The following is a 26,952-nucleotide window of genomic DNA, read 5'->3' as shown; positions in this document are numbered from 1 at the left end:
AACAAATTAGTGGCTACATTACGTGGCCTCCAAGAGATATTAAGCATCATGTTAATCAAATTATTGACCAAAGTTTTTGGTAGCCGTAACGATCGTACATTGCGCCGCATGCGTAAAGTGGTTGACCTGATCAGCCGCATGGAACCTGAAATTCAGAAGCTGACCGATGAGCAACTGAGAGCTAAAACCGATGAGTTCCGTGAGCGTCTGGCGAAAGGTGAAGTGCTTGAGACGCTGATCCCGGAAGCTTTTGCGGTGGTTCGTGAATCCAGTAAGCGTGTATTTGGTATGCGCCACTTTGACGTTCAGTTACTCGGCGGCATGGTGCTCAACGAGCGCTGCATCGCTGAAATGCGTACAGGTGAAGGTAAAACCCTGACCGCAACGCTGCCGGCATACCTGAACGCACTGAGCGGTAAAGGCGTTCACGTTGTGACCGTCAACGATTACTTAGCACAGCGTGACGCCGAAAATAACCGTCCACTGTTTGAGTTCCTCGGTCTGAGCATCGGTATTAACTTGCCGGGCATGCCTTCTCCGGCTAAGCGCGAGGCTTACGCTGCTGACATCACTTACGGCACAAACAACGAATACGGCTTTGACTACCTGCGCGACAACATGGCTTTCAGCCCTGAAGAACGTGTTCAGCGTAAACTGCACTACGCACTGGTGGATGAGGTCGACTCCATCTTGATCGATGAAGCGCGTACCCCGCTGATCATTTCCGGTCCGGCTGAAGACAGCTCAGAAATGTACACCCGCGTCGACAAATTGATCCCTAAACTCATCCGTCAGGAAAAAGAAGACTCAGAAACCTTCCAGGGTGAAGGCCATTTCTCTGTGGATGAGAAAGCGCGTCAGGTTCATCTGACTGAACGTGGTCTGGTGCTGATTGAAGAATTGTTGGTGGAAGCAGGCATCATGGAAGAGGGCGAATCTCTGTACTCCCCGACCAACATTATGCTGATGCACCACGTGACCGCCGCTCTGCGCGCGCACGTGCTGTTCACCCGTGATGTCGATTACATCGTGAAAGACGGTGAAGTTATCATCGTTGACGAACACACCGGTCGTACCATGCAGGGTCGTCGCTGGTCTGATGGTCTGCATCAGGCTGTGGAAGCGAAAGAAGGCGTTGATATTCAAAACGAAAACCAGACGCTGGCTTCTATCACCTTCCAGAACTACTTCCGTCTGTACGAAAAACTGGCCGGTATGACCGGTACTGCGGATACTGAAGCGTTCGAATTCAGCTCCATCTACAAACTGGACACCATCGTTGTGCCAACGAACCGCCCTATGGTGCGTAAAGATATGGCCGATCTGGTGTACATGACTGAAATGGAAAAAATTGGCGCGATTATCGAAGATATCCGTCAGTGTACTGCCAGAGGCCAGCCGGTTCTAGTGGGTACCATTTCGATTGAAAAATCCGAAGTTGTTTCCAATGAACTGACTAAAGCGGGCATCGTGCACAGCGTTCTGAACGCTAAGTTCCACGCCAAAGAAGCGGATATCGTCGCACAGGCGGGTCAGCCAAGCGCGGTCACCATTGCAACCAACATGGCCGGTCGTGGTACCGATATCGTGCTGGGCGGCAGCTGGCAGGTTGAAGTTGAAAACCTGGGCGAAGAAGCCACTGATGAGAAAATCGCGGAAATCAAAGCAGCATGGCAAATCCGTCATGACGCCGTTCTGGCTTCCGGCGGTCTGCACATTATCGGTACAGAGCGTCACGAATCACGCCGTATCGATAACCAGCTGCGTGGCCGTGCGGGTCGTCAGGGTGATGCCGGTTCATCCCGTTTCTATCTGTCCATGGAAGACGCCCTGATGCGTATCTTTGCTTCCGACCGTGTGACGAGCATGATGCGTAAACTGGGTATGAAACCGGGCGAAGCGATTGAGCACCCTTGGGTCACCAAAGCGATTGCTAATGCACAGCGTAAAGTTGAAAGCCGTAACTTTGATATCCGTAAACAATTGCTGGAATACGATGATGTCGCCAGCGATCAGCGTCGTGCGATCTATAGCCAGCGTAACGAATTGCTGGACGTGTCCGATGTGAGCGAAACCATTGCCAGCATCCGCGAAGATGTTTTCAAGTCAACAATCGACAGCTACATTCCGCCACAGTCTCTGGAAGAAATGTGGGATGTTCAGGGCCTTCAGGATCGCCTGAAACAAGATTTCGAGCTGGAAATGCCGATTGCAGAATGGCTGGATAAAGAGCCGGAGCTGCATGAAGAAACCCTGCGTGAACGTATTATGGAACTCGCGAAGGAATCTTACGCCCGTAAAGAAGAAGTGGTTGGCGCAGAAATGATGCGTAACTTCGAGAAAGGTGTGATGCTGCAAACGCTTGATTCCCTATGGAAAGAGCATCTCGCGGCGATGGACTACCTGCGTCAGGGCATCCATTTACGTGGCTATGCGCAGAAAGATCCTAAGCAGGAATACAAACGCGAATCCTTCGCCATGTTTGCCGCCATGCTGGAATCACTGAAATATGAAGTGGTCAGCGTGCTGAGCAAAGTTCAGGTTCGTATGCCTGAAGAAATTGAAGCAATGGAAATTCAGCGCCGTGAAGAGGCCGAGCATCTGGCCCGTCAGCAGCAGCTGAGCCATCAGGATCAGCAGGAAATTGAAGTAGCTGAAGCTGCGCGTCTTGCCGCATCCGGCGAACGCAAAGTAGGCCGCAACGATCTCTGCCCATGTGGTTCTGGCAAGAAATACAAACAATGTCATGGCCGTCTGCAAAAGTAAGATCTCAGGCTAAGTCATCGTGTTAATCTTAAAGGCGGGCTAATCCCCGCCTTTATTTTTGTCTCAAAATCCTTATATCAGACAGTCATTACAGTCAGTCAATAGGTGGAAAAGTGACGCTTAAACAACTGAATATCGCAGCCGGCATTATCCGGAATTCCGGTAATGAAATTTTTATTACTCAACGTGATGCGTCATCGCACATGGCGGGATTTTGGGAGTTTCCGGGCGGTAAAATTGAAGCGGGTGAGACGCCTGAGCAGGCTGTCGTTCGTGAGTTACACGAAGAAGTCGGCATTGACGCGAAAGCGCCTGTTTTGCTGAAAACGCTAGAACACCGGTTCCCGGATCGTATTATCACGCTTTACTTCTTTCTGGTAGAGGAGTGGCAGGGCGAGCCCTATGGAAAAGAAGGGCAACCAAAGCGCTGGGTTAAACAGTCAGAGCTGAAAGCGGAAGAATTTCCTCCCGCCAACGAAGTGGTCGTAAACGCGCTTAAAAATAACCAATTCTGATTGGCTAGTGATCAGCTCTGCCACTAAAAAAGGGGCCAGGCCCCTTTTTAATCTATGTGGAATGCAGCAACTGCTAAATGTTAGCGTTAAATCTCTTCTTCGCTCCAGTCGTCCAGATCATTCACATCCCCTTTGCTCGGAATGCGTTTTTCTTCATCGGCCCATTCGCCGAGATCGATAAGCTGGCAGCGTTTGGAACAAAAAGGACGGTAAGGGCTTACTTCGCCCCAGACCACCGTTTTGTTACACGTCGGGCAATTTACTTCAATAATTTCGGGATCCATTTGCAACTCCTAGCAGCAGGCAAGTTCAAAATTCAGTCGTGCCGGAACCACGCCATGTTCACTGTCGAGCGGTAAAAAGCGGATGGCATAACGGGTTTTGTGCCCGGAAACTTGCGGGTAAAGCTGGTTTTCCATCGAGAGGCGCAAGCGTAACAGATCTGCACCTTCTGCGTTATCCTGGAAAAAACCGTTCAGGCTGATTTGATTACGGAAAGCGCCGGACTGACGTATCAAATCCAGAACCAGAGTGAGTGAGCTGTTGAGCGGAGCCAGTGTCTCAAGCCAGTTTTGCACTTCACTGTCCCGCTGGGATTGTGCCAGATGCAGCCAGAGGTGGAGTGTCGGCAAATCGAAACTGCAACACCCCCCGGAATGCTCTGACGCTGACGAACCAGCGCAATCAGACGATCTTCTTTCAGTGCCTGACCAATTCGTGGTGCTTTCATCAACACTGACGCGCACTGTTTTAGATCGGAACGTAATCCGTCAACCCGCGACGAATCAACACCCGGCACATCCTGCCATTGAGATAATTTCTGTTGCTGGCGTTCCAGCTCTTTGAGCAAATCGGTGCGGACTTCTCCGCGTTCCAGCACGTCCAGTAAGTCAGACGCGGTACGAAAGAACAGAAGAGCCGAAGCCGCAGCAGTAATTTGTGCATTTGCGTGCATCTGCTGTAACAGGAATTCGATACGCAACCAGGTACGCATTTTTTCATTCAGAGGATGTTCAAAAAGAACGGTTGCAGCTACATCAGTCATGCTTGGCAATATCCTGTCTGTTTTCGCCCGCCGCCAGTTTCAGATAGTGGCGATGTAATTGGGCAACACGCGGTTCGATCGTTTGGGGATCTCCGCTGTTATCAATAATGTCATCCGCGCAGGCCAGACGTTTTTCACGGCTCACCTGCGCGGCAATAATACTTTCAGCTTGCTGGCGGTCAACGCCATCCCGCAAGATCGTGCGGGAAAGCTGAATCTGTGGCTCGACATCCACCACCAGAACCCGATCGGCCTGCGTTTGCAATCCGTTTTCGATCAGTAACGGAACCACCCAAAGCACATAAGGCGTATTTGCCTGCGCTATAAGATGCTGTGTTCGGGCATGAATAATAGGGTGCAATAATTTATTAACCCATTCTTTTTCAAACGGATTACTAAAAATGCGTTCCCGCAATGCCGGTCGGTTCAGTGAGCCATCGGCAAGAATAATGCTTTTGCCAAATCGTTTGCCCAGTTCTGCCAGCGCCTGCTCACCCGGAGCAACAACCTGGCGGGCAATAATATCTGCATCGACAATACTTACGCCATGCCGGTTGAAGCTTTCGGCTACGGTGCTTTTACCGCTTCCGATACCCCCGGTCAATGCAACGATATAGCTCATACTGGCGCTCTGATAAAATTAGTTAGGTAAATGATAAAGAGATTATGAGTAAGTGCAAGCCGCCGTCATCTTGGTTTTGATGCAAAAAATTATTCACCAGCGCAATCAAAAGTCTGTGATGTAAGCTGTAAAAGCCACCTTGCCGTTGTCATTTTCCTGTGTATGATAAAACCCCTGGAAAGGGTGTCTAAAATTTGTTGTACACCCTAGCGATCCGTCGCCAAACCAGGACAAAGCCGTCATGCGTATTGAAGAAGATTTGAAGTTAGGTTTTAAAGACGTTCTCATCCGCCCGAAACGTTCTACCCTCAAAAGCCGTTCTGAAGTCGAACTGGAACGCACATTCACATTCAAACACTCTGGTATCAGCTGGTCCGGCACACCGATTATCGCTGCTAATATGGACACAGTGGGTACATTCCGCATGGCGACGGTATTAGCGTCTTTTGGTTTACTGACGGCGGTGCATAAGCATTACAGCGTCGGGCAATGGCAGGCCTTCATCACTTCCGCTGACGAGTCAGTTTTGCGCAATGTGATGGTGTCGACCGGGACGTCAGAAGCGGATTTTGTTAAAACATTGCAAATCCTCGCGCTTTCTCCGCTGCTGAAATTTGTCTGTCTTGACGTCGCGAACGGCTATTCCGAACACTTCGTGGGTTTCCTGCAGCGCGTTCGTGAAGCCTGTCCGGACAAAGTCATTTGCGCCGGCAACGTGGTTACGGGCGAAATGGTCGAAGAGCTGATTCTTTCCGGTGCAGATATCGTTAAAGTCGGCATTGGCCCAGGCTCTGTCTGCACTACCCGTGTAAAAACCGGCGTGGGCTATCCGCAGCTTTCTGCTGTTATCGAATGTGCGGATGCCGCACACGGTCTGGGTGGACAAATCGTCAGTGACGGCGGTTGCGCAGTCCCTGGCGATGTGGCGAAAGCGTTTGGCGGCGGCGCAGACTTCGTGATGCTTGGCGGTATGCTGGCCGCTCACGAAGAATGTGAAGGCACCGTCGTTGAAGAAAACGGCGAAAAATTCATGCTGTTCTACGGCATGAGCTCAGAGTCTGCGATGAAACGTCACGTTGGCGGTGTCGCTGAATATCGCGCTGCAGAAGGCAAAACCGTGAAGCTGCCTTTGCGTGGCCCGGTCGAGAATACGGTACGTGACGTTCTTGGCGGCCTGCGTTCTGCCTGCACCTATGTCGGCGCAGAGCGTCTCAAAGAACTGACCAAACGAACTACCTTTATTCGTGTCGCAGAGCAGGAAAACCGCCTGTTCGGCAGCAAATAAACCGGTAAGAATATCTGCGGCGAAACGTGTTTTCGCCGCTATTGTTTTGCCCGTGCAATCATCATCCCATCACTGACCCCAACTGAAAAATGGGCAAGTACATCGCAATCACTAACCCGCCAACAATCACGCCCATTACGGCCATCAGCAGTGGCTCAATCGTTTGAGATAAAGTATCCGCCAGCGAATTTGCCTTGCTGTTATGTAACTGTGCCAGCTTAAGCAACAACTCATCGAGCGTACCGGATTCCTCACCGATTTTGATCAGTTGCTGGCATAGCGCAGGAAACAACGGTGACTCCTGAAATGCTTTATGTAAGGGTGTCCCCTGCATAATTTTTTCACGAATCACATCGAGCGCTGCCTGAAAATGCAGGTTGGAGACAGACGCTGACGCGGCAGTCAGCCCGGCAATCAACGTCATTCCCGCTCGTTGTGTCATGGCCAGCGTTTGAAAAACCTGACTGAGGCAACTGTCAGTGACCAGCCGGGAAGTCAGCGGCAATCGCAGAAGCAGCTTTTGTTCGCGCAGCTTCCAGCGGGTGTGCGGATGTAGCTTTTGCTGATAGCCAAAACAGCAAAGCGACAAAATGCCGGCCAGCCACGGCCCTGAACTCACTAACACTTCAGATATCCCGATCAGCATGCGGGTAAACCAGGGCAGTTGTGCATCAAATGTGGCATAGATTTTCGCAAATTCCGGCAGAACCAGCGTCAGCATTAACAGCGTCACGAGCGTGGCGATGACGCTGACGATCAGCGGATAGCGCAGCGCTTTTTTCACCTTCGTTCTCAGTTCTGACTGCTGCTCCTGCTGCGCCGCCAGTTGCAAACAGCATTGATCTAACTGGCCGGTCAGTTCTCCGATGGAAACAAGCTGCCGGTATATCGCCGGAAAAACGTCAGGGTAAGCAGTGAGCATGGCCGATAACGGGTTACCTTCCCTGACGCCTTTTGCCACGTTAAGCAAAACGCAGTTCCATGCGGGTTTCGGGTGCTCGTTTGCCAGCAATGCCAGGCTGCTGACCAGTGGCAGCCCGGCCTGCAACAGTGTGGCGAGCTGCCTGATGACTGAAATGCGCTCCTGATTTTTCCAGTAACCTGGCCCGAGACGCTGGATCATTTTGATCTTCAATGGCTGTAAACCCGCAACGAAAAGTTGCTGATAAATACTGTCCCTGTTTATCTCAATGGCGTCTCCTTGCTGGATGCTTCCTTGAGTATCAATGGCTTGCCAGTGATAAAGCCGCCATTTGGGAGCGTTCACTGGCGTTTCACTCATGCGCAATAGCCTTCACCGGTCACCCGATAGAGCTCTTCAAGAGAAGTGATGCCTTGCTCCACCAGCAACATTCCCGCTTCCTGCAATGTTTTTTGCCCCTGCTCGCGGGCAATTTTACTCAGCTCGCTGACGCTGGCATCAGCCACAAGTGCCTGTTGCAGCCGAGGAGTGATATTGAGTATTTCGTAAATCCCCATCCTGCCGTAATAGCCTGAAAAGCATTGATTGCACCCCGACGCCTGCCACATTGGCGCGGGACCGCTTTTGCCCTCCGGCCCGTTTTCGACCAGTGATAAATGCGGCTTCCGGCAGTGCGGACATAATTTTCGTACCAGCCTTTGGGCAATCACCAGACGCAAACTGGCTGCGATATGGAAACCTTCAATACCCATCTGCCGGAGCCGTGTCAGCGTTTCACAGGTTGAGTTGGTGTGCAGCGTGGAAAGCACCAGATGGCCGGTCTGTGCGGCTTTAACGGCGATCTCTGCTGTTTCTTTATCGCGAATTTCGCCGACCATGATCACATCAGGATCCTGTCGCAACAACGCCCGCAGGACGCTGGCAAAACTGAGATCTGTCTTGCTGTTGATCTGCGTTTGATTGATGCCGCTGACCGGTATTTCAACCGGATCCTCGACGCTGCTGATATTGCGTGAAATGGCATTGAGATGACGCAATCCGCTGTAAAGCGTTACCGTTTTACCGCTGCCTGTCGGGCCGGTCACAAGGATCAGCCCCTGCGGGTGTTTGAGCGCGGCTTTGAAAAACTCCAAATCCCGCAGTGTGAAACCTAACTGAGACATCGCCAGATCCTGTTGCGTCATATGCAGGATCCTCAGAACGATTTTTTCACCGTGCAGGGTGGCAGGGAAGAGACGCGCATGGAGTAGCGCTGATTTTGCAGCATGACGGAAAGCTGGCCATCCTGCGGTAAACGACGTTCGGCGACATTCAGTTGCCCCATAATCTTCAGGCGTGCGCAAACACCGGCGGCCATTGAAAATTCAGGGCCGGGGATTTCCTGCAACACGCCGTCAATTCTCACCCGTACGCGGAAACTGTTTTCATAGGGTTCAAAATGGATATCCGATGCCCGGCGGCTGATTGCCTGCCTCAGAATCTGGTTGAGGACGTTCACCACTGGCGCATCACTCAGGTCGTTCAGCGCATTATCACCAGCGTTTCCTGACGCAGGGGGTTGCCCATCGTCTGCTGTATCCTGCTTCGTTTCTGCCGGGCTCGTCCCCCTGTGCTGTTCCAGCCTGGCTCGTGGCCAGCGCTCAACCTGCACTTTTAATCCGCTGGCAAAGCGCAGTACGTTACTCAGCGTTTCTGTCTCTGGTTCCGCTTCATGACAGGCAACGCGGAGAGTCTGCTTGTCGCGATGCACAATGATGGCTTTATAACGCTGACAAAGGGCGTCCAGCGAGGCGTCGCTGTGCTGTCTTTCGCTGTCTGTTGGTGAGACAGGGTTGAGTGGCGTATCGGTCATTTCGCGGCTCCCGTGGCATCAAAGCGGAAGACGCTCTCGCAGGCTTCCACCATTGCGGCATTTCCGGCGTTAGAGCAGGTGCGGTTCCAGATAATACCGCCTGCCTGTGCATCTACCGATGGTGTCATGACGACGCTCAGCCCGTTTAGTGCCTGCTGGCCGGTGAGTGAAATTACGCCTGCGGTGACCTGCGTTTTGCTGACATAACGGCTGGTAGCTGCAGCCGGAATACCTTCGCTGCCTGCATTGCAGCCGCTTAATGAGCCGGTATCAATAACGCACAGCTCGACGCCGGTTTTATACGGCACCATCGTTTGCAGCATGTCGGTCATTGCGGCTTTCTGGATGTAGCTTTGGTAAGCGGGAATGCCGATGGCGCTCAGGATCGCAATAATTGCGATCACGACCATCAGTTCAATGAGGGTAAATCCTTGTTGCCGGTGCATGGCCTTCTCCATTTGTAAGACTGCGTGGTTGTTGCTCGGCAGCAAACTAAATGGGGAAGAAATTTTCTTCCAGCGCCTTTGGTGAGTTTTCCAGGACGCCTTCCACGGTCTTTGCCGGAGACGACAAACACGTCAAAATTTTTGCGGCAAGCCTCGCAGCAATGAAAGACAAATGAAAAAGAGGGTGGCGGTCAGAAGTGATGAGTGGGAGGGTAGTGCGGCAAGATGAAATAGACCGAAGGGAAGTCGTGTTGCCCCTGAAATGGAGTTCAGGGGCAATAGCGAAAAAGCTGTTAGCTAAAACGCATCGAGAGATCCATGGCGCGGACATGCTTGGTCAGAGCGCCCACGGAAATGTAATCCACACCCGTTTCGGCAAATTCACGCAGTGTTTTCTCAGTGACGTTGCCCGAGACTTCAAGCAGCGCGCGGCCTGCGGTCAGGCCAACGCCTTCACGCATCATAGGGACGGTAAAGTTATCGAGCATGATAATGTCCGCGCCAGCATCCAGTGCCTGCTGAAGTTCGTCGAGGGATTCCACTTCTACTTCAACAGGAACATCAGCATGGATCCACAATGCGCGCTCAACGGCGGCTTTAATCGAGCCACAGGCGATAATGTGGTTTTCTTTAATAAGAAAGGCATCGGCCAGGCCGAGACGATGGTTGCTTCCGCCACCGCACAGGACGGCATATTTTAGCGCCGTACGCAGACCCGGTAAGGTTTTACGCGTGTCCAGCAACCGGGTTTTGGTGCCTTCAAGTATTTTCACGTAGTGATTTACTTCGGTTGCCACGCCTGAGAGCGTTTGGACAAAATTCAGTGCTGTGCGCTCGCCGGTCAGCAGCATGCGCGCGGAGCCGGTCAGTTCACACAGTTTCTGGTTTTCAGAAACGACGTCACCGTCTTTGACGTGCCACTTAACTGAAACTTTCTCCCCCGACAACTGGTGGAAAACTTCATCCAGCCAGCGTTGCCCGCAAAAAACACCGGCTTCGCGGGTGATGATCGTCGCGTTCGCTTCTTTATCCTGCGGCAAAAGCTGTGCGGTTAAGTCATTGTCAGCGTTGGCCTCGCCCCGAGGTCTTCGCCAAGCGCCTGAGTCACAATGGCAGGGATATCATGCTGAATACGTTCGAGTAACTGTGCGCGGCGACTTTCAGGGCTGTAGCTGCGAGTGGACATACAAATACTCCGAAATGGCGGATAAGAAGGACAAAAAAACATGCTACCCTGTTGCCGTGATAAGTACCACACAAGCACATCATTGAGGTCTTTGATGCACTTAGAACATGGCTGGATAGCCGGAGCCCGGCGGGTCGTTTCCCCTCATTTTGATCTCCGTCCTGACGACGAGATCCCTTCTTTGCTGGTTGTTCATAACATCAGCCTGCCACCCGGAAAGTTCGGCGGGCCTTATATTGATCAATTGTTTACCGGTACGCTGAATCCGCAAGATGATCCTTACTTTGAAGGGATCCATCAGTTGCGCGTGGCAGCCCATTGCCTGATCCGCCGTGATGGCGAGATTGTTCAATATGTGCCGTTTGATAAACGGGCCTGGCATGCCGGCGTTTCTTCCTGGTGCGGGCGTGAACGCTGCAATGATTTTTCGATTGGTATTGAGCTGGAAGGCACCGATTTTGTGCCTTTCACTGAGGCGCAGTATCGCAGCCTCGCACACGTTACTGCCTTGTTAATCAAGCACTATCCGATTAGTCTGAATGCCATTACCGGGCACAGCGATATCGCGCCGGGGCGCAAAACCGATCCCGGCCCTGAGTTCGACTGGGCATTTTATCGCAAGCTGTTAGCATCGCCGTTAGGGCAAAATAAGCCTTCTGACCAGTGAGTGAAAAGGCCACCGGTTTCTGTTTTAAGAATGTGTAAAGAGAGAGTGACAGGCGATGACGTTATTTACTTTGCTGCTGGTACTGGCCTGGGAACGGTTGTTCAAACTGGGTGAACACTGGCAGTTGGATCATCGGTTTGAGTTCATATTCCGTCGTGGGCGGCAGACCTCTTTAGTCAAAACGCTGGCTATCATGATTGTCTGGATGGCGGTGATCTGGGCCATTTTGCGCGTCCTACACGGGTTGTTCTTTGGTGTGCCGTCCCTCGTTATCTGGGTGATTTTATGCCTGCTGTGTATCGGCGCTGGGATCAAGCGTAAACATTACCGTGCTTATCATAAATCAGCCCGTCAGGGAGATACTGACGCCTGTAAAGAGATGGCTGAAGAGCTGGCGCTGATCCACGGTTTACCGGGCGATTGCACGGAAGAAGCCCGTTTGCGAGAGCTGCAAAATGCGCTCTTGTGGATAAACTATCGTTATTATCTCGGGCCGTTATTCTGGTTTGTAGTATGCGGGCCTTACGGACCTGTCGCACTGGGCGGATATGCCGTTCTGCGGGGTTATCAGACATGGCTGGCGCGTCACATGACGCCGCTCAAGCGTTCGCAGTCCGGCGTCGACAGCCTGTTGCATGTTCTTGACTGGATCCCCGTTCGTCTTGCCGGTGCGGCGTATGCGCTGCTCGGGCACGGTGAAAAAGCCTTACCGGCGTGGTTTGCCTCGCTCGGCGATATTCATTCTTCGCAGTATCAGGTGCTGACACGGCTGGCGCAGTTTTCTCTGGCGCGCGATCCGCATATGGATCCCGTACAAACGCCGCGTGCTGCGGTGGGGCTGGCGCGCAAGGTCACCATGATTATTCTGGTTGTGGTCGCGGTTCTGACGATCTACGGCGCGCTGATTTAAGGCCTGATTCCCGCAAGGTTAAAAGCACGCATTCAAAAGCCCGGCACATTTCTGTTGCCGGGCTTTTTGTTTTTATTGCGCAGTATTTTTCTGCAACGTCAGCGGCCGGTTATCCGGGCCGGGAACGCCAAAGTCCGGCAGCCCGTTTTCATCCCAGATGAAGGTTTTAATCCGGGTATGACGGTTCGGGTCGTAAAGCGGGTCACCCTCAATTTCGGTGTAATTCCGGGCATGATAAACCAGGATATCTTCACCCTGTTCGTTGCGGGTAAAACTGTTATGGCCGGGGCCAAACTGTCTGTTCTCAGTATGCGTCGTGAATACCGGACGCGGTGATTTTTTCCACGCACCGGCGTCGAGTAAATTGCTGTCAGCCTCTGCCGAAAGTAAACCGATACAATAGTTTTCATCGGTCGCACTGGCAGAATAGGTGATGAAAATCTTACCGCCGTGTTTAATCACGGCCGGGCCTTCGTTCACCCAAAAGCCGATAATCTCCCAATCCAGTTCGGGTTTGCTGAGCATGACGGGCGGTGATTTGAGCGTCCACGGGTTTTCCATTTCGGCGATATACAAATTAGAGTTGCCGCGAATAGCCGGGTCTTTTTGTGCCCACAGATAATAACTTTTCCCTTTGTGTTCAAAGTGCGTTGCATCGAGCGAGAAGCTGTCGATTGGTGTCTGAATCCGGCCTTTCTCGAGCCAGTTTCCTGTCAGCGGATCGGCATCTTCACAGACCAGTGCAAACATACGGTGCTGGAACAAACCGTCGACAATGTCCTGAGAAGGCGCTGCCGCGTAGTAAATTACCCATTTCCCGTCGATGAAATGCAGTTCAGGCGCCCAGATCAGCGCGCTCATCGGACCTGAATCGGGTTTATGCCAGACAACGGTGGCGGTGGCGTCAGCGAGGCCTGCCAGCGTTGACGAACGGCGGATTTCGAGCCGGTCATATTCCGGAACCGACGCGATAAAATAATAGCGTCCATCGCTGTGCAGCCAGATATGAGGATCCGCACGCTGTTCGATCAGCGGATTTGGGTAATTACTCATGTTTCAGCTCCTTGCTGTGAAGGGGGGCAGAGGCAAGTACTTGCGCCTGTTTTTCATCATGATATTCATTGAGTTCGCGGTAGTTACGGCGACGAATTTCCAGATCAGCCTGGATCGTCCGCATGGTTTCGCGATCCACTTTCAGCAGGCGGACAACCCCCGCCGTAATGAGATAACCCACACCAGGAATGATGGTAAACAACAGTACAATCCCGTTGATCGCATGGTCACTTTGCTGCGCCGCACCGGCGTTATAGCCGTAAGCGGAGAGCAGGAATCCGACCATCGCACCGGCCACGGCCAGCCCGCATTTCAGGAAAAACAGGTTGCCGGAGAAGCTGATCCCGGTGACGCGTTTACCGGTTTTCCATTCGCCGTAGTCATCAACGTCGGCCATCAGCGACCAGTGCAGCGGTGAAGGGAGCTGGTGCATGATGTTCAAAACAAAGTAAGCCACCAGAATAAGCGTCGTGGCGTGCGGGTCGAGGAAATAGAATCCGCAGGAGAAAATCGTCAGGATGATATTGGCCCAGAAAAAGACTTTCAGTTTGCAGTATTTGTCCGTCAGCGGTTTTGCCAGCGCACTGCCAATCATCATGCCGACCACGCCGAGGCTGATAAACATACTGGCAAATGACGTCGATTTTTCCATTACCCAGGTGACGTAATACATGGTTGCCGCCATGCGGATGAAGCCGGGGCAGACGTTGCAAAAAGTCAGCAGCAGAATGCGAACCCACTGGTCGTTTTTCCATACGTCTTTCAGGTCAGATTTTAAGGCGTGTTTTGACGGCACGGCAGGCTGGATGCGCTCTTTCACTGAACTGAAGCAGAACAGGAACATAAACAGCGCGATGATCGCCATGACGCCCATCGACATTTGGTAGCCCTTGGCTTTGTCTGCGCCGCCAAAGTAATCGGCCATTGGCAGCAAAGTGGAAGATAAAATCAGTGTGGCGATACCCACCATAAAGAAGCGGTAAGACTGGCAGGCGACGCGTTCATGCGGGTCGGCAGTAATCACACCGCCAAGCGAGCAGTAGGGAATGTTGATGGCGGTATAGGTCAGCGACATCAGGAAATAGGTGACGAAAGCATAGATAACTTTGCTGTTGTAGCTCCATTCCGGCGTGGTAAACATCAGCACGCTGAACAGAACGTAGGGCACCGATATCCATAACAAATACGGACGAAACCGGCCCCAGCGTGTGGTGGTGCGGTCAGCAATCGCACCCATTATCGGATCGGTGACGGCGTCGATAACCCGCACCGACAGCAGCAAAACGCCGACCAGCGCCGGGGCAAGCCCGAAAACGTCGGTGTAGAAATAATTGAGGAACAGCATGATTGCACCGCCAATCATATTGCAGCCTGCATCTCCCATTCCGTACGCTACTTTCTCTTTGAACGACAGTGCGCCTTCCTTCATGGATGTTCTCCGGCTATTGGTTAAAAAGGTGAGTTGTTAAAAAACTGTTTGATAGCATTGAGTATTGGCTGGAGAGACGAAGAGGAGTCAGGAGGTAAGAGTCATGAAGATGGACGATTTGGTCATGCTGGGCAAACTGTGACGTATATAACAAAGCGCCCCGGAAAGTGAAACGTAGCCGGGGCGCTTTAAGTTTTTAGCTGTGATAAATCGGGAGATTACGCGTTGACCGATTTTCCACTTTGCTGATTTTTAATCCAGTAGCCAACGCCCAGGATCACCAGCCAGACCGGGATCAGCCAGACGGAGATCGCCATGCCCGGCGTGATGGCCATAATCACCAGAATTGCGGCCATGAACAGCAGGCAGATGTAGTTACCCAGCGGATATAGCAGCGCTTTAAACTTGGTCTCGATACCGGCGCGGCGCATCGCCTGACGGAATTTGATGTGCGCGAGGCTGATCATCGCCCAGTTGATCACCAGTGCAGAAACTACCAGCGCCATCAGCAGGCCGAAAGCTTCGCCCGGCATCAGGTAGTTAATCAATACGCAAAGTGCAGTCGTCGCGGCAGACACGAGGATGGATGCCACCGGAACGCCGCGCTTGTCGACATTGAGCAAGGCTTTCGGCGCGTTTCCTTGCTGAGCCAGACCAAACAACATGCGGCTGTTGCAGTAAACGCAGCTGTTGTAGACCGACAATGCCGCCGTCAGGATCACGACGTTCAGCGCGTTGGCGACCAGTGCATCACCCAGATCATGGAAAATCAGGACAAACGGGCTGGTATCCGGCCCGACGCGCGTCCACGGCATTAAGGAAAGCAGAACCGCCAGCGAACCCACATAGAAAATCAGGATGCGGTAGATAACCTGGTTGGTTGCTTTAGGAATACTGATTTCAGGATTATCCGCTTCTGCTGCGGTAATACCCACCAGCTCAAGGCCGCCGAACGAGAACATGATGATCGCCATCATCATCACCAGCCCGGTCATACCGTGAGGCAGGAAACCGCCTTGCTCCCACAGGTTGCGGACAGTGGCTTGCGGGCCTGCGGTGTCGCTAAACAGTAACCAGCCGCCGAACAGAATCATGGCGACAACGGCAACCACTTTAATGATGGCAAACCAGAACTCCATTTCCCCGAACACTTTTACGTTGGTCAGGTTGATGGCGTTAATCACCACAAAGAAAACGGCCGCTGAAGCCCAGGTTGGGATCTCTGGGTACCAGAATTGAATGTACTTGCCGACTGCCGTCAGCTCAGCCATCGCGACCAGAACGTAAAGCACCCAGTAGTTCCAGCCGGAAGCAAAACCGGCAAATCCGCCCCAGTATTTATACGCAAAATGGCTGAATGACCCGGCAACCGGCTCTTCAACGACCATCTCGCCTAACTGGCGCATTATTAAAAACGCAATAAAACCAGCGATTGCGTAGCCGAGAATAATCCCAGGGCCCGCGGACTGGATGACGGAGGCGCTGCCCAGAAACAGACCTGTCCCGACAGCCCCACCCAGCGCGATCAACTGAATATGACGGTTTTTCAGGCCGCGCTTCAGCTCATCGCCTTTTTGTTGATCAACCATTTACCTGTCCTCTGTCATTGGGGCAAAACCCATAACATTCTGCGTGTTAGAAAGAATGTAAGGCGATAATTACACTTTTTGTATTTAATTATTTACGGCTGGATTGTGCCTAAAAAGCAGCATCATCTACCGTTCGGGCAAGAATAGTGTTATGCGCAAAAGTTTGCACGGGGTTTATGCATCATCTGCATAACAAATAGCCAAATTGACTGGAAATTTGTTCCGGATCTAAAAAATGTGACCTGAAGCAGAGAAAAATCGAGAAATGCTAAGGATTTGTTAAATTGTGCGGGGTCGAAGCATTTACTCGGTAGCCATATGGACACAAGGTGAATACTTTGTTACTTTACGGCCACGTTTTTTAAATTGGTATTACCAATTGACTCCGGCAACTTACAGAGTCGCTACTCGCAGAGAACAACACAGATATGGCTTACAGCAAAATCAGACAGCCTAAGTTATCCGATGTGATCGAGCAGCAACTTGAGTTCCTGATCCTCGAAGGCACCTTGAGGCCCGGGGAAAAGCTTCCGCCAGAGCGCGAACTGGCCAAACAGTTTGATGTTTCGCGACCTTCACTCAGAGAGGCTATCCAAAGCCTGGAAGGGAAGGGACTGCTCCTGCGTCGCCAGGGTGGTGGTACTTTCGTGCAAAGTAATCTGTGGCAAAGCGTGAGTGACCCGCTGGCTGAGTTACTGGCCGACCATCCTGAATCACAATTCGATCTCCTTGAAACACGACATGCCCTTGAAGGGATCGCTGCGTATTACGCGGCGCTTCGTGGCACAGAAGAAGATTTGCAGCGCATTCGCGATTGTCACGTGGTCATTCAGACCGCACAGGACAGCGGAGATCTGGACGCAGAAGCCGATGCGGTGATGCAGTATCAGGTCGCTGTAACAGAAGCAGCGCATAATGTCGTGCTGCTGCATCTGGTTCGCTGTATGGGACCGATGCTCGAGAAGAACGTTCGACAGAACTTTGAATTGCTTTACTCACGCCGGGAAATGCTGGCCACGGTAAGCAACCACCGCGCCAGTATTTTCGAGGCGATTGTTGCACGGGAACCAGAAATAGCGCGTGCCGCATCACACCGTCACCTGGCGTTCATAGAAGAAGTTTTGCTGGATCTCAGCAGGGAACACACCCGGCGGGATCGGTCTTTACGACGGCTCCAGCAAAGAAAAGATGAAAGTTAACCTTCGGGGTTAATTTTTAGAGCCTTCATTTGAGGGCTCACGGCAACTACATGACGGGCCTGTCTTCGTGCGTTTTGTTCAGTATGAAGAGCTTTTGAAGCAAGAGCGCAGGAAGACAGGCTCCAGATAAACCAACGTATAAGATACAGATAAGGAAAAGCACCATGTCAGAACGTGTAAATAATGACGTGGATCCGATCGAAACTCGCGACTGGCTACAAGCGATCGAATCGGTCATCCGTGAAGAAGGTGTTGAGCGTGCGCAGTTCCTGATCGACCAGGTTCTGAGTGAAGCGCGCAAGGGCGGCGTCAGCGTCGCTGCTGGTGCAGCCAGCCGTAACTACGTCAATACCATCGCTGTTGAAGACGAACCTGAATATCCGGGTAACCTGGAGCTGGAACGCAACATTCGTACCGCAATCCGCTGGAACGCCATTATGACCGTTCTGCGCGCATCCAAGAAAGATCTGGATCTGGGCGGCCATATGTCATCCTTCCAGTCTTCCGCAGCGGTTTACGAAGTGTGCTTTAACCACTTCTTCCGTGCGCGCAACGAGAAAGACGGCGGCGATCTGGTGTACTTCCAGGGCCACATCTCTCCGGGTGTTTACGCGCGTGCTTTCCTTGAAGGCCGCCTGACCGAAGACCAGATGAACAATTTCCGTCAGGAAGTTCACGGTAAAGGTCTGTCATCTTATCCGCACCCTAAACTGATGCCTGAATTCTGGCAGTTCCCGACCGTATCAATGGGTCTGGGTCCAATCGGTGCGATCTATCAGGCTAAGTTCCTGAAATATCTTGATCACCGTGGCCTGAAAGACACCACCGCGCAGCGCGTTTACGCATTCCTGGGCGACGGTGAAATGGACGAGCCAGAATCCAAAGGTGCGATCACTATCGCGACCCGTGAGAAACTGGACAACCTGTGCTTCATCATCAACTGTAACTTACAGCGTCTTGATGGCCCGGTCACCGGCAACGGCAAAATCATCAACGAACTGGAAGGCATCTTTGCAGGCGCCGGCTGGAACGTGATCAAAGTGATCTGGGGCAACCGTTGGGATGCTCTGCTGCGTAAAGACACCAGCGGCAAACTGATCCAACTGATGAACGAAACCGTGGACGGCGACTACCAGACCTTCAAGTCCCGCGACGGTAAATACGTTCGTGAACACTTCTTCGGCCGTTACCCGGAAACTGCTGAGCTGGTCAAAGACATGACCGACGACGAGATCTGGGCACTGAACCGTGGTGGTCATGATCCGAAGAAAGTCTTCGCTGCACTGAACAAAGCACAGAATACAAAAGGTCAGCCGACCGTGATCCTGGCGCATACCATCAAAGGTTATGGCATGGGCGAAGCGGCTGAAGGCAAGAACATTGCCCACCAGGTGAAGAAAATGAACATGGATGGCGTGCGCTATATCCGTGATCGTTTCAGTGTGCCAGTTTCCGATGAAAATCTGGAAAAACTGCCGTACATCACTCTGGAAAAAGATTCTGCAGAATACAAATACCTGCACGAGCGTCGTGCTGCGCTGAAAGGCTACCTGCCGACCCGTCTGCCAAACTTCACGCAGAAGCTGGAAATGCCGAAACTGGAAGACTTCTCACAACTGCTCGAAGAGCAGAAGAAAGAGATCTCTACCACAATCGCATTCGTGCGTGCGCTGAACGTGATGCTGAAAAACGACTCTATCAAAGACCGTCTTGTGCCGATCATCGCCGATGAAGCGCGTACATTCGGTATGGAAGGTCTGTTCCGTCAGATTGGTATTTACAGCCCGAACGGCCAGCAGTACACCCCGCAGGACCGTGAGCAGGTTGCTTACTATAAAGAAGACGAGAAAGGTCAGATCCTGCAGGAAGGCATCAACGAACTGGGCGCTGCTTCTTCATGGCTGGCCGCAGCGACGTCTTACAGCACCAACGATCTGCCAATGATCCCGTTCTACATCTACTACTCCATGTTTGGTTTCCAGCGTATCGGCGACCTGTGCTGGGCAGCGGGTGACCAACAGGCGCGTGGCTTCTTGGTCGGTGGTACTTCGGGTCGTACAACGCTTAACGGCGAAGGTTTGCAGCACGAAGATGGTCACAGCCACATTCAGTCGCTGACTATCCCTAACTGTATTTCTTACGATCCGGCGTATGCCTACGAAGTGGCAGTCATCATGCATGACGGTCTGGTGCGTATGTACGGCGATGCGCAGGAAAACATTTATTACTACATCACTACGCTGAACGAAAACTACCACATGCCAGCCATGCCAGAAGGCGCGGAAGAAGGCATCCGTAAAGGTATCTACAAGTTAGAAACCGTGGAAGGTAGCAAAGGTAAAGTGCAGCTGATGAGCTCCGGTTCTATTCTGCGTCACGTCCGTGAAGCCGCTCAGATCCTGTCCAAAGACTACTGCGTAGGCTCTGACGTTTACAGCGTAACCTCGTTCACCGAACTGGCCCGTGATGGTCAGGATTGTGAGCGCTGGAACATGCTGCACCCGACTGAAACCCCACGCGTACCTTATGTGGCTCAGGTAATGAACGATGCACCGGTTGTTGCTTCAACCGACTACATGAAGCTGTTCGCAGAGCAGATCCGTAACTTCGTTCCTGCCAGCGATTTCCGCGTACTGGGCACCGACGGCTTTGGTCGTTCTGACAGCCGCGAAAACCTGCGTCACCACTTCGAAATTGATGCGTCTTACGTTGTGGTTGCTGCGCTGGGCGAACTGGCCAAACGTGGCGAGATCGATGTGAAAGTAGTGGCTGAAGCCATTACTAAGTTCGGCATCGATGCTGACAAAGTTAACCCGCGTCTGGCATAAGAGGTAAAGACAGATGGCTATTGAAATTAACGTACCGGACATCGGTGCAGATGCAGTGGAAGTCACCGAAATCATGGTGAAGGTGGGCGATAAAGTCGAAGTTGAACAATCGCTGATCACCGTTGAAGGCGACAAAGCTTCTATGGAAGTGCCTTCTCCACAAGCAGGCGTGGTCAAAGAAATTAAAGTTGCGGTCGGCGATACCGTCGAAACCGGCAAACTGATCATGATCTTTGAAGCCGCTGACGGTGCTGCTGATGCAGCACCGGCGAAACAGGAAGCGAAAGCAGAAGACAAACCTGCTGCCGCCGCACCTGCTTCCAGCGAAAGTAAAGAAGTGAACGTGCCTGATATCGGCGGCGACGAAGTTGAAGTCACCGAGATCATGGTCAAAGTGGGCGACACCGTGACAGCTGAGCAATCGCTGATCACCGTAGAAGGCGACAAAGCTTCTATGGAAGTCCCTGCGCCGTTCGCGGGCAAAGTGAAAGAAATCAAAATCGCGGCGGGCGACAAAGTCAGCACCGGTTCTTTGATCATGGTCTTCGACGTTGCAGGCTCCGGCGCTGCTGCTCCGGCGAAAGAAGAAGCCAAAGCAGAAGCAGCTCCGGCTGCTCCAGCCGCTTCCGGCAGCAAAGAAGTGAATGTGCCTGATATCGGCGGCGACGAAGTTGAAGTCACTGAAATCATGGTTAAAGTGGGCGACAAAGTCACCGCTGAACAATCACTGATCACCGTTGAAGGCGACAAAGCGTCAATGGAAGTTCCGGCTCCGTTCGCGGGTACCGTGAAAGAGATCAAGATTGCTGCGGGTGACAAAGTCAGCACCGGCTCCCTGATCATGGTCTTCGAAGTAGAAGGTGCAGCTCCTGCCCCTGCTGCTAAGAAAGAAGAGGCTGCTGCGCCTGCCAAGCAAGAACAAAAAGCGGCTGCTCCAGCTGCAAGCAAAGGCGAATTCGCTGAGAACGATGCTTACGTTCACGCCACGCCGGTTATCCGCCGTTTGGCCCGTGAATTTGGCGTAAACCTGGCGAAAGTCAAAGGGACTGGCCGTAAAGGTCGTATCCTGCGCGAAGACGTTCAGACTTACGTGAAAGACGCGGTTAAACGCGCTGAAGCCGCTCCGGCTGCTGCCACTGGCGGCGGTATTCCGGGTATGTTGCCTTGGCCGAAAGTCGACTTCAGCAAGTTTGGTGAAATCGAAGAAGTGGAACTGGGCCGTATCCAGAAAATCTCCGGTGCCAACCTGAGCCGTAACTGGGTGATGATCCCGCACGTTACACACTTCGACAAAACCGATATCACTGAGCTGGAAGCGTTCCGTAAACAGCAAAATGACGAAGCGGCTAAACGCAAACTGGATGTGAAATTCACCCCAGTGGTCTTCATCATGAAAGCCGTTGCGGCTGCCCTTGAGCAGATGCCACGCTTCAACAGTTCTCTGTCCGAAGATGGTCAGAAACTGACGCTGAAAAAATACATCAACGTCGGTGTTGCGGTTGATACGCCTAACGGCCTGGTTGTTCCTGTCTTCAAAGATGTGAACAAGAAAGGTATCGCTGAGCTGTCCCGTGAACTGATGGCGATCTCCAAGAAAGCGCGTGACGGTAAGCTGACTGCTGCTGAAATGCAGGGCGGTTGCTTCACTATCTCCAGCCTTGGCGGTATCGGGACGACCCACTTTGCGCCAATCGTCAATGCGCCTGAAGTGGCTATCCTCGGTGTTTCCAAGTCTGCGATGGAACCGGTCTGGAACGGTAAAGAGTTCGTTCCGCGTCTGATGATGCCAATGTCGCTCTCCTTCGACCACCGTGTTATCGACGGTGCGGATGGTGCGCGCTTCATTACCATCATCAACAACGTACTGTCTGACATTCGCCGCCTGGTGATGTAAGCCAAAAAGCCGGCCAAGCGGCCGGCTTTTTTCTGGTAATCTCTTTGTGCCGTCAGAGATTATCAGGTGGAAAACGTAAATCGTATGCCGTTTGTTGTTTCAAATATGTTAACAATTTTGTAAACTGCGGGCGGATAGAACGACCCGGTGGATGATGGGCGTTGCAACATAAAAAAGACGTCTGACCCGCCGGAAATAAATTAAGAGGTCATGATGAGTACTGAAATTAAAACTCAGGTCGTGGTACTTGGGGCGGGCCCTGCAGGCTATTCTGCTGCTTTCCGTTGCGCTGATTTAGGTCTTGAGACAGTTCTGGTTGAACGTTATTCCACCCTGGGTGGCGTGTGCCTGAACGTAGGCTGTATCCCTTCAAAAGCTCTGCTGCACGTTGCGAAAGTGATTTCTGAAGCAAAAGCGCTCGCAGAACACGGTATTGTTTTCGGTGAGCCGAAAACCGATATCGACAAAGTGCGTCTCTGGAAAGAGAAAGTCATCAACCAGCTGACCGGTGGTCTGGCAGGCATGGCGAAAGGCCGTAAAGTCAAAGTCGTTAACGGCTTGGGCAAATTTACCGGTGCAAATACTCTGGTTGTTGAAGGCGAAAATGGTCCAACGACTATCACTTTCGACAATGCCATCATTGCGGCGGGTTCCCGTCCAATCAAACTGCCATTCATTCCTCATGATGATCCACGCGTATGGGATTCCACCGACGCACTGGAACTGAAAACCGTCCCTGAGCGTCTGCTCGTGATGGGCGGCGGCATCATCGGTCTGGAAATGGGCACCGTTTACCACGCGCTGGGTTCTCAGATTGACGTGGTAGAAATGTTTGATCAGGTGATCCCTGCGGCTGATAAAGATGTGGTGAAAGTCTTTACCAAGAAAATCAGCAAGCAATTCAACCTGATGCTGGAAACCAAAGTGACTGCCGTAGAAGCCAAAGAAGATGGCATTTACGTCACCATGGAAGGCAAAAAAGCGCCAGCCGAACCACAGCGTTATGACGCCGTGCTGGTGGCTATCGGCCGCGTACCTAACGGTAAGCTGCTGGAAGCCGGCGCTGCAGGCATCGAAGTTGACGACCGTGGTTTCATCCACGTCGACAAACAAATGCGTACCAACGTGCCACACATCTTTGCTATCGGCGACATCGTCGGTCAGCCAATGCTGGCGCACAAAGGTGTTCACGAAGGTCACGTGGCAGCCGAAGTTATCTCCGGCAAAAAACACTACTTCGATCCGAAAGTCATTCCGTCCATTGCCTACACTGAGCCAGAAGTTGCCTGGGTGGGTCTGACTGAGAAAGAAGCGAAAGAAAAAGGCATCAGCTACGAAACCGCCACCTTCCCGTGGGCAGCTTCAGGCCGTGCTATCGCTTCCGACTGTGCAGACGGCATGACCAAACTGATCTTCGACAAAGAAACTCACCGTGTTATCGGTGGTGCCATTGTCGGTACCAACGGCGGCGAGCTGTTGGGCGAGATTGGTCTGGCCATCGAAATGGGTTGTGATGCTGAAGATATCGCGCTGACCATCCATGCTCACCCGACTCTGCACGAGTCCGTGGGTCTGGCAGCAGAAATCTACGAAGGCAGTATTACTGACCTGCCAAACCCGAAAGCCAAGAAAAAATAATTCTGGCCTGACGGTATGAATAAGCGGCGCTGAAAAGTGCCGCTTTTTTTATGTCTGAAAAACGGCACACGATATAGTGGAAAGCACCTCGCAAAGACAATTTTTAGGATTTTTTCACGCGTTTTTTTGTGCCTTTTTTCTCCCACTTCTGCCATTTATTCCCTTGTGCCAATAAGGTTGTTGTGATGATCTAGAAGGCGAATTGGGATGAACAGCCGATCCGTCTGTGCTCAACGATTCAGCAAAGATTTAATGTTGCTTTTATGTGAACGAATTAACAAGCGGGCAAAATCCTGCTATGCTGCTTGCGCGCTAAAGGGCACTGTGCTCAGGTTCAGGACGTAAAGTTTCCGATCAAGAAACCCTCTTACCCGCAGTGTTCCCGATTCATCAGACAGCTTGAATTTCCCTGTCCCTACAGGCACGGCGTGATGCTGATGATGGAAGCCAGGCATAATAAATGACAATGAGAGCGAGGAGAATGTCGTGCTAGAAGAATACCGTAAGCACGTAGCCGAGCGTGCTGCAGAGGGCATCGTCCCTAAGCCACTTGATGCTTCACAGATGGCAGCGTTGGTTGAGTCCCTGAAAAATCCGCCAAAAGGCGAAGAAGAAACTCTGTTAGACCTGCTGATTAATCGTGTTCCGCCGGGCGTTGACGAAGCCGCCTATGTTAAGGCCGGGTTCCTGGCTGCCGTCGCCAAAGGCGAAACTACCTCCCCGTTGGTCACTCCTGAAAAAGCCATTGAACTGCTGGGCACCATGCAGGGTGGTTACAACATTCATCCGCTGATCGACGCGCTTGAGAGCGACAAACTTGCGCCGATTGCTGCCAAAGCGTTATCCCATACGCTGCTGATGTTCGATAACTTCTACGATGTGGAAGAAAAAGCACGCGCTGGCAACGAACACGCCAAAAAGATTTTGCAGTCGTGGGCTGATGCCGAATGGTATCTGTCACGCCCGCAGCTGGCTGAAAAAATCACCGTTACCGTCTTCAAGGTGACCGGCGAAACCAACACCGATGATTTGTCTCCTGCTCCGGATGCCTGGTCCCGTCCAGATATTCCATTGCACGCGCTGGCCATGCTGAAAAATGAACGCGAAGGTATCCATCCGGATCAACCGGGTAGCGTTGGCCCGATCAAACAAATCGAAGAACTGAACAAAAAAGGCTTCCCGCTGGCCTATGTCGGTGACGTGGTCGGTACCGGTTCTTCCCGTAAATCCGCGACCAACTCCGTGCTGTGGTTCATGGGCGACGATATCCCTCATGTCCCTAACAAGCGCGGCGGCGGTGTGGTGCTGGGCGGTAAAATTGCGCCAATCTTCTTCAACACCATGGAAGATGCCGGTGCATTGCCAATCGAAGTGGACGTTTCTGACCTGAACATGGGTGATGTTATCGACATCTATCCGTACAAAGGCGAAGTACGTAACCACGAAACCGGTGAAGTGATTGCGACTTTTGAACTGAAAACTGACGTGCTGCTGGACGAAGTCCGTGCAGGCGGCCGTATTCCGCTGATTATCGGCCGTGGTTTAACCACCAAAGCCCGTGAATCGCTGAAACTGCCTCAGAGCGAAGTATTCCGCATTGCGAAGCCGGTCGCCAAGAGTAACAAAGGCTTCTCGCTGGCGCAGAAAATGGTGGGTCGCGCCTGTGGCGTTACCGGTATTCGTCCGAACGAATATTGTGAACCCAAAATGACGTCTGTGGGTTCTCAGGACACTACCGGCCCGATGACCCGTGATGAGCTGAAAGACCTGGCGTGTCTGGGCTTCTCGGCGGATTTAGTGATGCAGTCATTCTGTCATACCGCAGCCTATCCTAAGCCGGTTGACGTGACCACGCACCACACGCTGCCTGACTTCATTATGAACCGCGGCGGTGTTTCCCTGCGTCCGGGCGACGGTATTATCCACTCGTGGCTGAACCGTATGCTGTTGCCGGATACGGTCGGTACCGGCGGTGACTCTCACACCCGTTTCCCGATCGGGATTTCCTTCCCGGCGGGTTCCGGCCTGGTGGCGTTTGCGGCTGCGACTGGCGTGATGCCGCTGGATATGCCGGAATCCGTTCTGGTGCGTTTCAAAGGTACAATGCAGCCGGGTATCACCTTGCGTGATCTGGTTCATGCGATTCCTTATTACGCCATCAAAGAAGGTCACCTGACCGTTGAGAAGAAGGGTAAGAAAAACCTCTTCTCTGGCCGTATTCTGGAAATCGAAGGTTTGCCGGAACTGAAAGTGGAACAGGCGTTTGAACTGGCGGATGCGTCCGCAGAACGTTCAGCGGCCGGTTGTACGATCAAGCTGGATCAGGCACCGATCAAAGAATACCTGAGTTCTAACATCGTGCTGCTGAAGTGGATGATCTCTGAAGGTTACGGCGATCGTCGTACCATTGAGCGTCGCATCAACGGCATGGAAGAGTGGCTGGCGAATCCAAGCCTGCTCGAAGCCGATGCTGATGCCGAATATGCGGCGGTGATCGAAATCGATCTGGCCGATATCAAAGAGCCTATTCTTTGTGCGCCGAACGATCCGGATGATGCGCGTCTGCTGTCTGACGTGCAGAACAGCAAAATCGATGAAGTCTTTATCGGTTCGTGCATGACCAACATCGGTCACTTCCGCGCCGCCGGTAAACTGCTCGACAGCCATAAAGGCGCGTTGCCAACCCGTTTATGGGTTGCGCCACCGACCAAAATGGATGCCGCTCAGCTGACGGAAGAAGGCTACTACAGCGTCTTTGGTAAGAGCGGTGCGCGTGTTGAAATTCCGGGCTGTTCACTGTGCATGGGTAACCAGGCGCGCGTGGCCGACGGTTCTACCGTGGTTTCCACCTCAACGCGTAACTTCCCGAACCGTCTGGGCAACGGCGCCAATGTTTATCTGGCTTCCGCTGAACTGGCGGCTATCGCCTCTCTGCTGGGACGTCTGCCAACGCCAGAGGAATATCTGGGCTATATGGCGGAAGTGGATAAGACGGCAGTGGATACCTACCGCTATCTGAACTTCGACAAGCTGAGCGAATACACCGACAAAGCTGACGGTGTGATTTTCCAAACCGCAGTCTAAATCGACCAAGTTCGTGTTTTTC

18 protein-coding genes and 3 pseudogenes are annotated in these 26,952 nt (G+C 52.4%); 11 read left to right on the top strand and 10 right to left on the bottom strand.

Annotated features, from left to right (window positions below):
• Window positions 1-48: 48 nt before the first annotated feature.
• Window positions 49-2,766 (top strand): preprotein translocase subunit SecA, encoded by a 2,718-nt coding sequence (gene secA / locus ACM5QY_RS01105; protein ID WP_416118870.1) that lies wholly within the window; start codon window positions 49-51, stop codon window positions 2,764-2,766.
• A gap of 113 nt (window positions 2,767-2,879) precedes the next feature.
• Window positions 2,880-3,281 carry an 8-oxo-dGTP diphosphatase MutT gene (gene mutT / locus ACM5QY_RS01100; protein ID WP_416118869.1) on the top strand — a complete coding sequence of 134 codons (402 nt, stop codon included), beginning with the start codon at window positions 2,880-2,882 and terminating at the stop codon, window positions 3,279-3,281.
• A gap of 86 nt (window positions 3,282-3,367) precedes the next feature.
• Here mutT and yacG read toward each other — a convergent pair whose 3' ends face one another.
• The 3 genes and pseudogenes from yacG to coaE form a co-directional block, all read right to left on the bottom strand.
• Complete coding sequence (gene yacG / locus ACM5QY_RS01095; protein WP_416118868.1) at window positions 3,368-3,565, bottom strand: DNA gyrase inhibitor YacG; 198 nt, start codon at window positions 3,563-3,565, stop codon at window positions 3,368-3,370.
• A 9-nt stretch (window positions 3,566-3,574) separates the two neighbouring features.
• Window positions 3,575-4,326: pseudogene (gene zapD / locus ACM5QY_RS01090) on the bottom strand (cell division protein ZapD).
• The gene (coaE, locus tag ACM5QY_RS01085) at window positions 4,319-4,948 is read right to left on the bottom strand and encodes a dephospho-CoA kinase (protein ID WP_416118867.1); all 630 of its coding nucleotides are present in this window, start codon (window positions 4,946-4,948) and stop codon (window positions 4,319-4,321) included. The pseudogene zapD and the gene coaE overlap by 8 nt, the downstream one beginning before the upstream one ends.
• A gap of 241 nt (window positions 4,949-5,189) precedes the next feature.
• Between coaE and ACM5QY_RS01080 the strand changes: the two genes are divergently transcribed.
• Window positions 5,190-6,233 carry a GMP reductase gene (locus ACM5QY_RS01080; RefSeq protein WP_416118866.1) on the top strand — a complete coding sequence of 348 codons (1,044 nt, stop codon included), beginning with the start codon at window positions 5,190-5,192 and terminating at the stop codon, window positions 6,231-6,233.
• Between the two features lie 61 nt (window positions 6,234-6,294).
• Here the strand turns inward: ACM5QY_RS01080 and hofC are convergent, their stop codons facing one another.
• From hofC to ppdD, 3 genes and pseudogenes are all read right to left on the bottom strand, one after another.
• A complete protein-coding gene (hofC, locus tag ACM5QY_RS01075; protein ID WP_416118865.1) occupies window positions 6,295-7,515 on the bottom strand; it encodes a protein transport protein HofC in 1,221 nt (406 codons plus the stop codon).
• Window positions 7,512-9,007, bottom strand: a pseudogene (gspE, locus tag ACM5QY_RS01070) (type II secretion system protein GspE). The gene hofC and the pseudogene gspE overlap by 4 nt, the downstream one beginning before the upstream one ends.
• Window positions 9,004-9,453, bottom strand: coding sequence for a prepilin peptidase-dependent pilin (gene ppdD / locus ACM5QY_RS01065; RefSeq protein ID WP_416118864.1), 450 nt, complete (start codon window positions 9,451-9,453; stop codon window positions 9,004-9,006). Before ppdD ends, gspE begins: the two are co-directional and overlap by 4 nt.
• Before the next feature lie 50 nt (window positions 9,454-9,503).
• Here ppdD and ACM5QY_RS01060 point away from each other — a divergent pair, with 50 nt between their 5' ends.
• The gene (locus tag ACM5QY_RS01060) at window positions 9,504-9,629 is read left to right on the top strand and encodes a hypothetical protein (RefSeq protein ID WP_416118863.1); all 126 of its coding nucleotides are present in this window, start codon (window positions 9,504-9,506) and stop codon (window positions 9,627-9,629) included.
• Window positions 9,630-9,746: 117 nt separating this feature from the next.
• Here the strand turns inward: ACM5QY_RS01060 and nadC are convergent.
• Window positions 9,747-10,639: pseudogene (gene nadC, locus ACM5QY_RS01055) on the bottom strand (carboxylating nicotinate-nucleotide diphosphorylase).
• Between the two features lie 94 nt (window positions 10,640-10,733).
• Between nadC and ampD the strand changes: the two are divergent.
• Window positions 10,734-11,306, top strand: a complete 573-nt coding sequence (ampD, locus tag ACM5QY_RS01050) for a 1,6-anhydro-N-acetylmuramyl-L-alanine amidase AmpD (protein WP_416118862.1) — start codon at window positions 10,734-10,736, stop codon at window positions 11,304-11,306.
• A 55-nt stretch (window positions 11,307-11,361) separates the two neighbouring features.
• Window positions 11,362-12,216 carry a beta-lactamase regulator AmpE gene (gene ampE / locus ACM5QY_RS01045; protein WP_416118861.1) on the top strand — a complete coding sequence of 285 codons (855 nt, stop codon included), beginning with the start codon at window positions 11,362-11,364 and terminating at the stop codon, window positions 12,214-12,216.
• 72 nt (window positions 12,217-12,288) lie between these two features.
• Here the strand turns inward: ampE and ACM5QY_RS01040 are convergent, their stop codons facing one another.
• From ACM5QY_RS01040 to aroP, 3 genes are all read right to left on the bottom strand, one after another.
• The gene (locus ACM5QY_RS01040; protein WP_416118860.1) at window positions 12,289-13,269 is read right to left on the bottom strand and encodes a glycoside hydrolase family 43 protein; all 981 of its coding nucleotides are present in this window, start codon (window positions 13,267-13,269) and stop codon (window positions 12,289-12,291) included.
• Window positions 13,262-14,698, bottom strand: a complete 1,437-nt coding sequence (locus tag ACM5QY_RS01035; protein ID WP_416118859.1) for an MFS transporter — start codon at window positions 14,696-14,698, stop codon at window positions 13,262-13,264. The genes ACM5QY_RS01040 and ACM5QY_RS01035 overlap by 8 nt, the downstream gene beginning before the upstream one ends.
• A gap of 218 nt (window positions 14,699-14,916) precedes the next feature.
• On the bottom strand, window positions 14,917-16,287 hold the full coding sequence (gene aroP, locus ACM5QY_RS01030) for an aromatic amino acid transporter AroP (protein ID WP_416118858.1): 1,371 nt from the start codon (window positions 16,285-16,287) through the stop codon (window positions 14,917-14,919).
• Window positions 16,288-16,715: 428 nt separating this feature from the next.
• Here aroP and pdhR point away from each other — a divergent pair, with 428 nt between their 5' ends.
• The 5 genes from pdhR to acnB all read left to right on the top strand — a co-directional run bounded on the left by pdhR (window position 16,716) and on the right by acnB (window position 26,930).
• Window positions 16,716-17,486 (top strand): pyruvate dehydrogenase complex transcriptional repressor PdhR, encoded by a 771-nt coding sequence (gene pdhR, locus ACM5QY_RS01025; RefSeq protein ID WP_013576986.1) that lies wholly within the window; start codon window positions 16,716-16,718, stop codon window positions 17,484-17,486.
• Between the two features lie 164 nt (window positions 17,487-17,650).
• Window positions 17,651-20,314 (top strand): pyruvate dehydrogenase (acetyl-transferring), homodimeric type, encoded by a 2,664-nt coding sequence (aceE, locus tag ACM5QY_RS01020; RefSeq protein WP_416118857.1) that lies wholly within the window; start codon window positions 17,651-17,653, stop codon window positions 20,312-20,314.
• A 13-nt stretch (window positions 20,315-20,327) separates the two neighbouring features.
• The gene (gene aceF / locus ACM5QY_RS01015; RefSeq protein WP_416118856.1) at window positions 20,328-22,208 is read left to right on the top strand and encodes a pyruvate dehydrogenase complex dihydrolipoyllysine-residue acetyltransferase; all 1,881 of its coding nucleotides are present in this window, start codon (window positions 20,328-20,330) and stop codon (window positions 22,206-22,208) included.
• Between the two features lie 213 nt (window positions 22,209-22,421).
• Window positions 22,422-23,846, top strand: coding sequence for a dihydrolipoyl dehydrogenase (lpdA, locus tag ACM5QY_RS01010; RefSeq protein WP_192938166.1), 1,425 nt, complete (start codon window positions 22,422-22,424; stop codon window positions 23,844-23,846).
• Window positions 23,847-24,332: 486 nt separating this feature from the next.
• On the top strand, window positions 24,333-26,930 hold the full coding sequence (gene acnB / locus ACM5QY_RS01005; protein ID WP_416118855.1) for a bifunctional aconitate hydratase 2/2-methylisocitrate dehydratase: 2,598 nt from the start codon (window positions 24,333-24,335) through the stop codon (window positions 26,928-26,930).
• Window positions 26,931-26,952: the final 22 nt, after the last annotated feature.

The organism is Rahnella sp. PCH160 (assembly GCF_047784855.1).
Lineage (GTDB): Bacteria > Pseudomonadota > Gammaproteobacteria > Enterobacterales > Enterobacteriaceae > Rahnella.
The sequence above is the reverse complement of the archived record's forward strand: the minus strand, read 5'-3'. Positions and strand labels throughout refer to the sequence as shown.

Bases quoted from the DNA above. Each gene is read 5' to 3' on its own strand.
- secA (WP_416118870.1), top strand. From the start codon at position 49: ATGTTAATCAAATTATTGACCAAAGTTTTTGGTAGCCGTAACGATCGT.
- yacG (WP_416118868.1), bottom strand. From the start codon at position 3,565: ATGGATCCCGAAATTATTGAAGTAAATTGCCCGACGTGTAACAAAACG.
- coaE (WP_416118867.1), bottom strand. From the start codon at position 4,948: ATGAGCTATATCGTTGCATTGACCGGGGGTATCGGAAGCGGTAAAAGC.
- ACM5QY_RS01080 (WP_416118866.1), top strand. From the start codon at position 5,190: ATGCGTATTGAAGAAGATTTGAAGTTAGGTTTTAAAGACGTTCTCATC.
- hofC (WP_416118865.1), bottom strand. From the start codon at position 7,515: ATGAGTGAAACGCCAGTGAACGCTCCCAAATGGCGGCTTTATCACTGG.
- ppdD (WP_416118864.1), bottom strand. From the start codon at position 9,453: ATGCACCGGCAACAAGGATTTACCCTCATTGAACTGATGGTCGTGATC.
- ACM5QY_RS01060 (WP_416118863.1), top strand. From the start codon at position 9,504: ATGGGGAAGAAATTTTCTTCCAGCGCCTTTGGTGAGTTTTCCAGGACG.
- ampD (WP_416118862.1), top strand. From the start codon at position 10,734: ATGCACTTAGAACATGGCTGGATAGCCGGAGCCCGGCGGGTCGTTTCC.
- ampE (WP_416118861.1), top strand. From the start codon at position 11,362: ATGACGTTATTTACTTTGCTGCTGGTACTGGCCTGGGAACGGTTGTTC.
- ACM5QY_RS01040 (WP_416118860.1), bottom strand. From the start codon at position 13,269: ATGAGTAATTACCCAAATCCGCTGATCGAACAGCGTGCGGATCCTCAT.
- ACM5QY_RS01035 (WP_416118859.1), bottom strand. From the start codon at position 14,698: ATGAAGGAAGGCGCACTGTCGTTCAAAGAGAAAGTAGCGTACGGAATG.
- aroP (WP_416118858.1), bottom strand. From the start codon at position 16,287: ATGGTTGATCAACAAAAAGGCGATGAGCTGAAGCGCGGCCTGAAAAAC.
- pdhR (WP_013576986.1), top strand. From the start codon at position 16,716: ATGGCTTACAGCAAAATCAGACAGCCTAAGTTATCCGATGTGATCGAG.
- aceE (WP_416118857.1), top strand. From the start codon at position 17,651: ATGTCAGAACGTGTAAATAATGACGTGGATCCGATCGAAACTCGCGAC.
- aceF (WP_416118856.1), top strand. From the start codon at position 20,328: ATGGCTATTGAAATTAACGTACCGGACATCGGTGCAGATGCAGTGGAA.
- lpdA (WP_192938166.1), top strand. From the start codon at position 22,422: ATGAGTACTGAAATTAAAACTCAGGTCGTGGTACTTGGGGCGGGCCCT.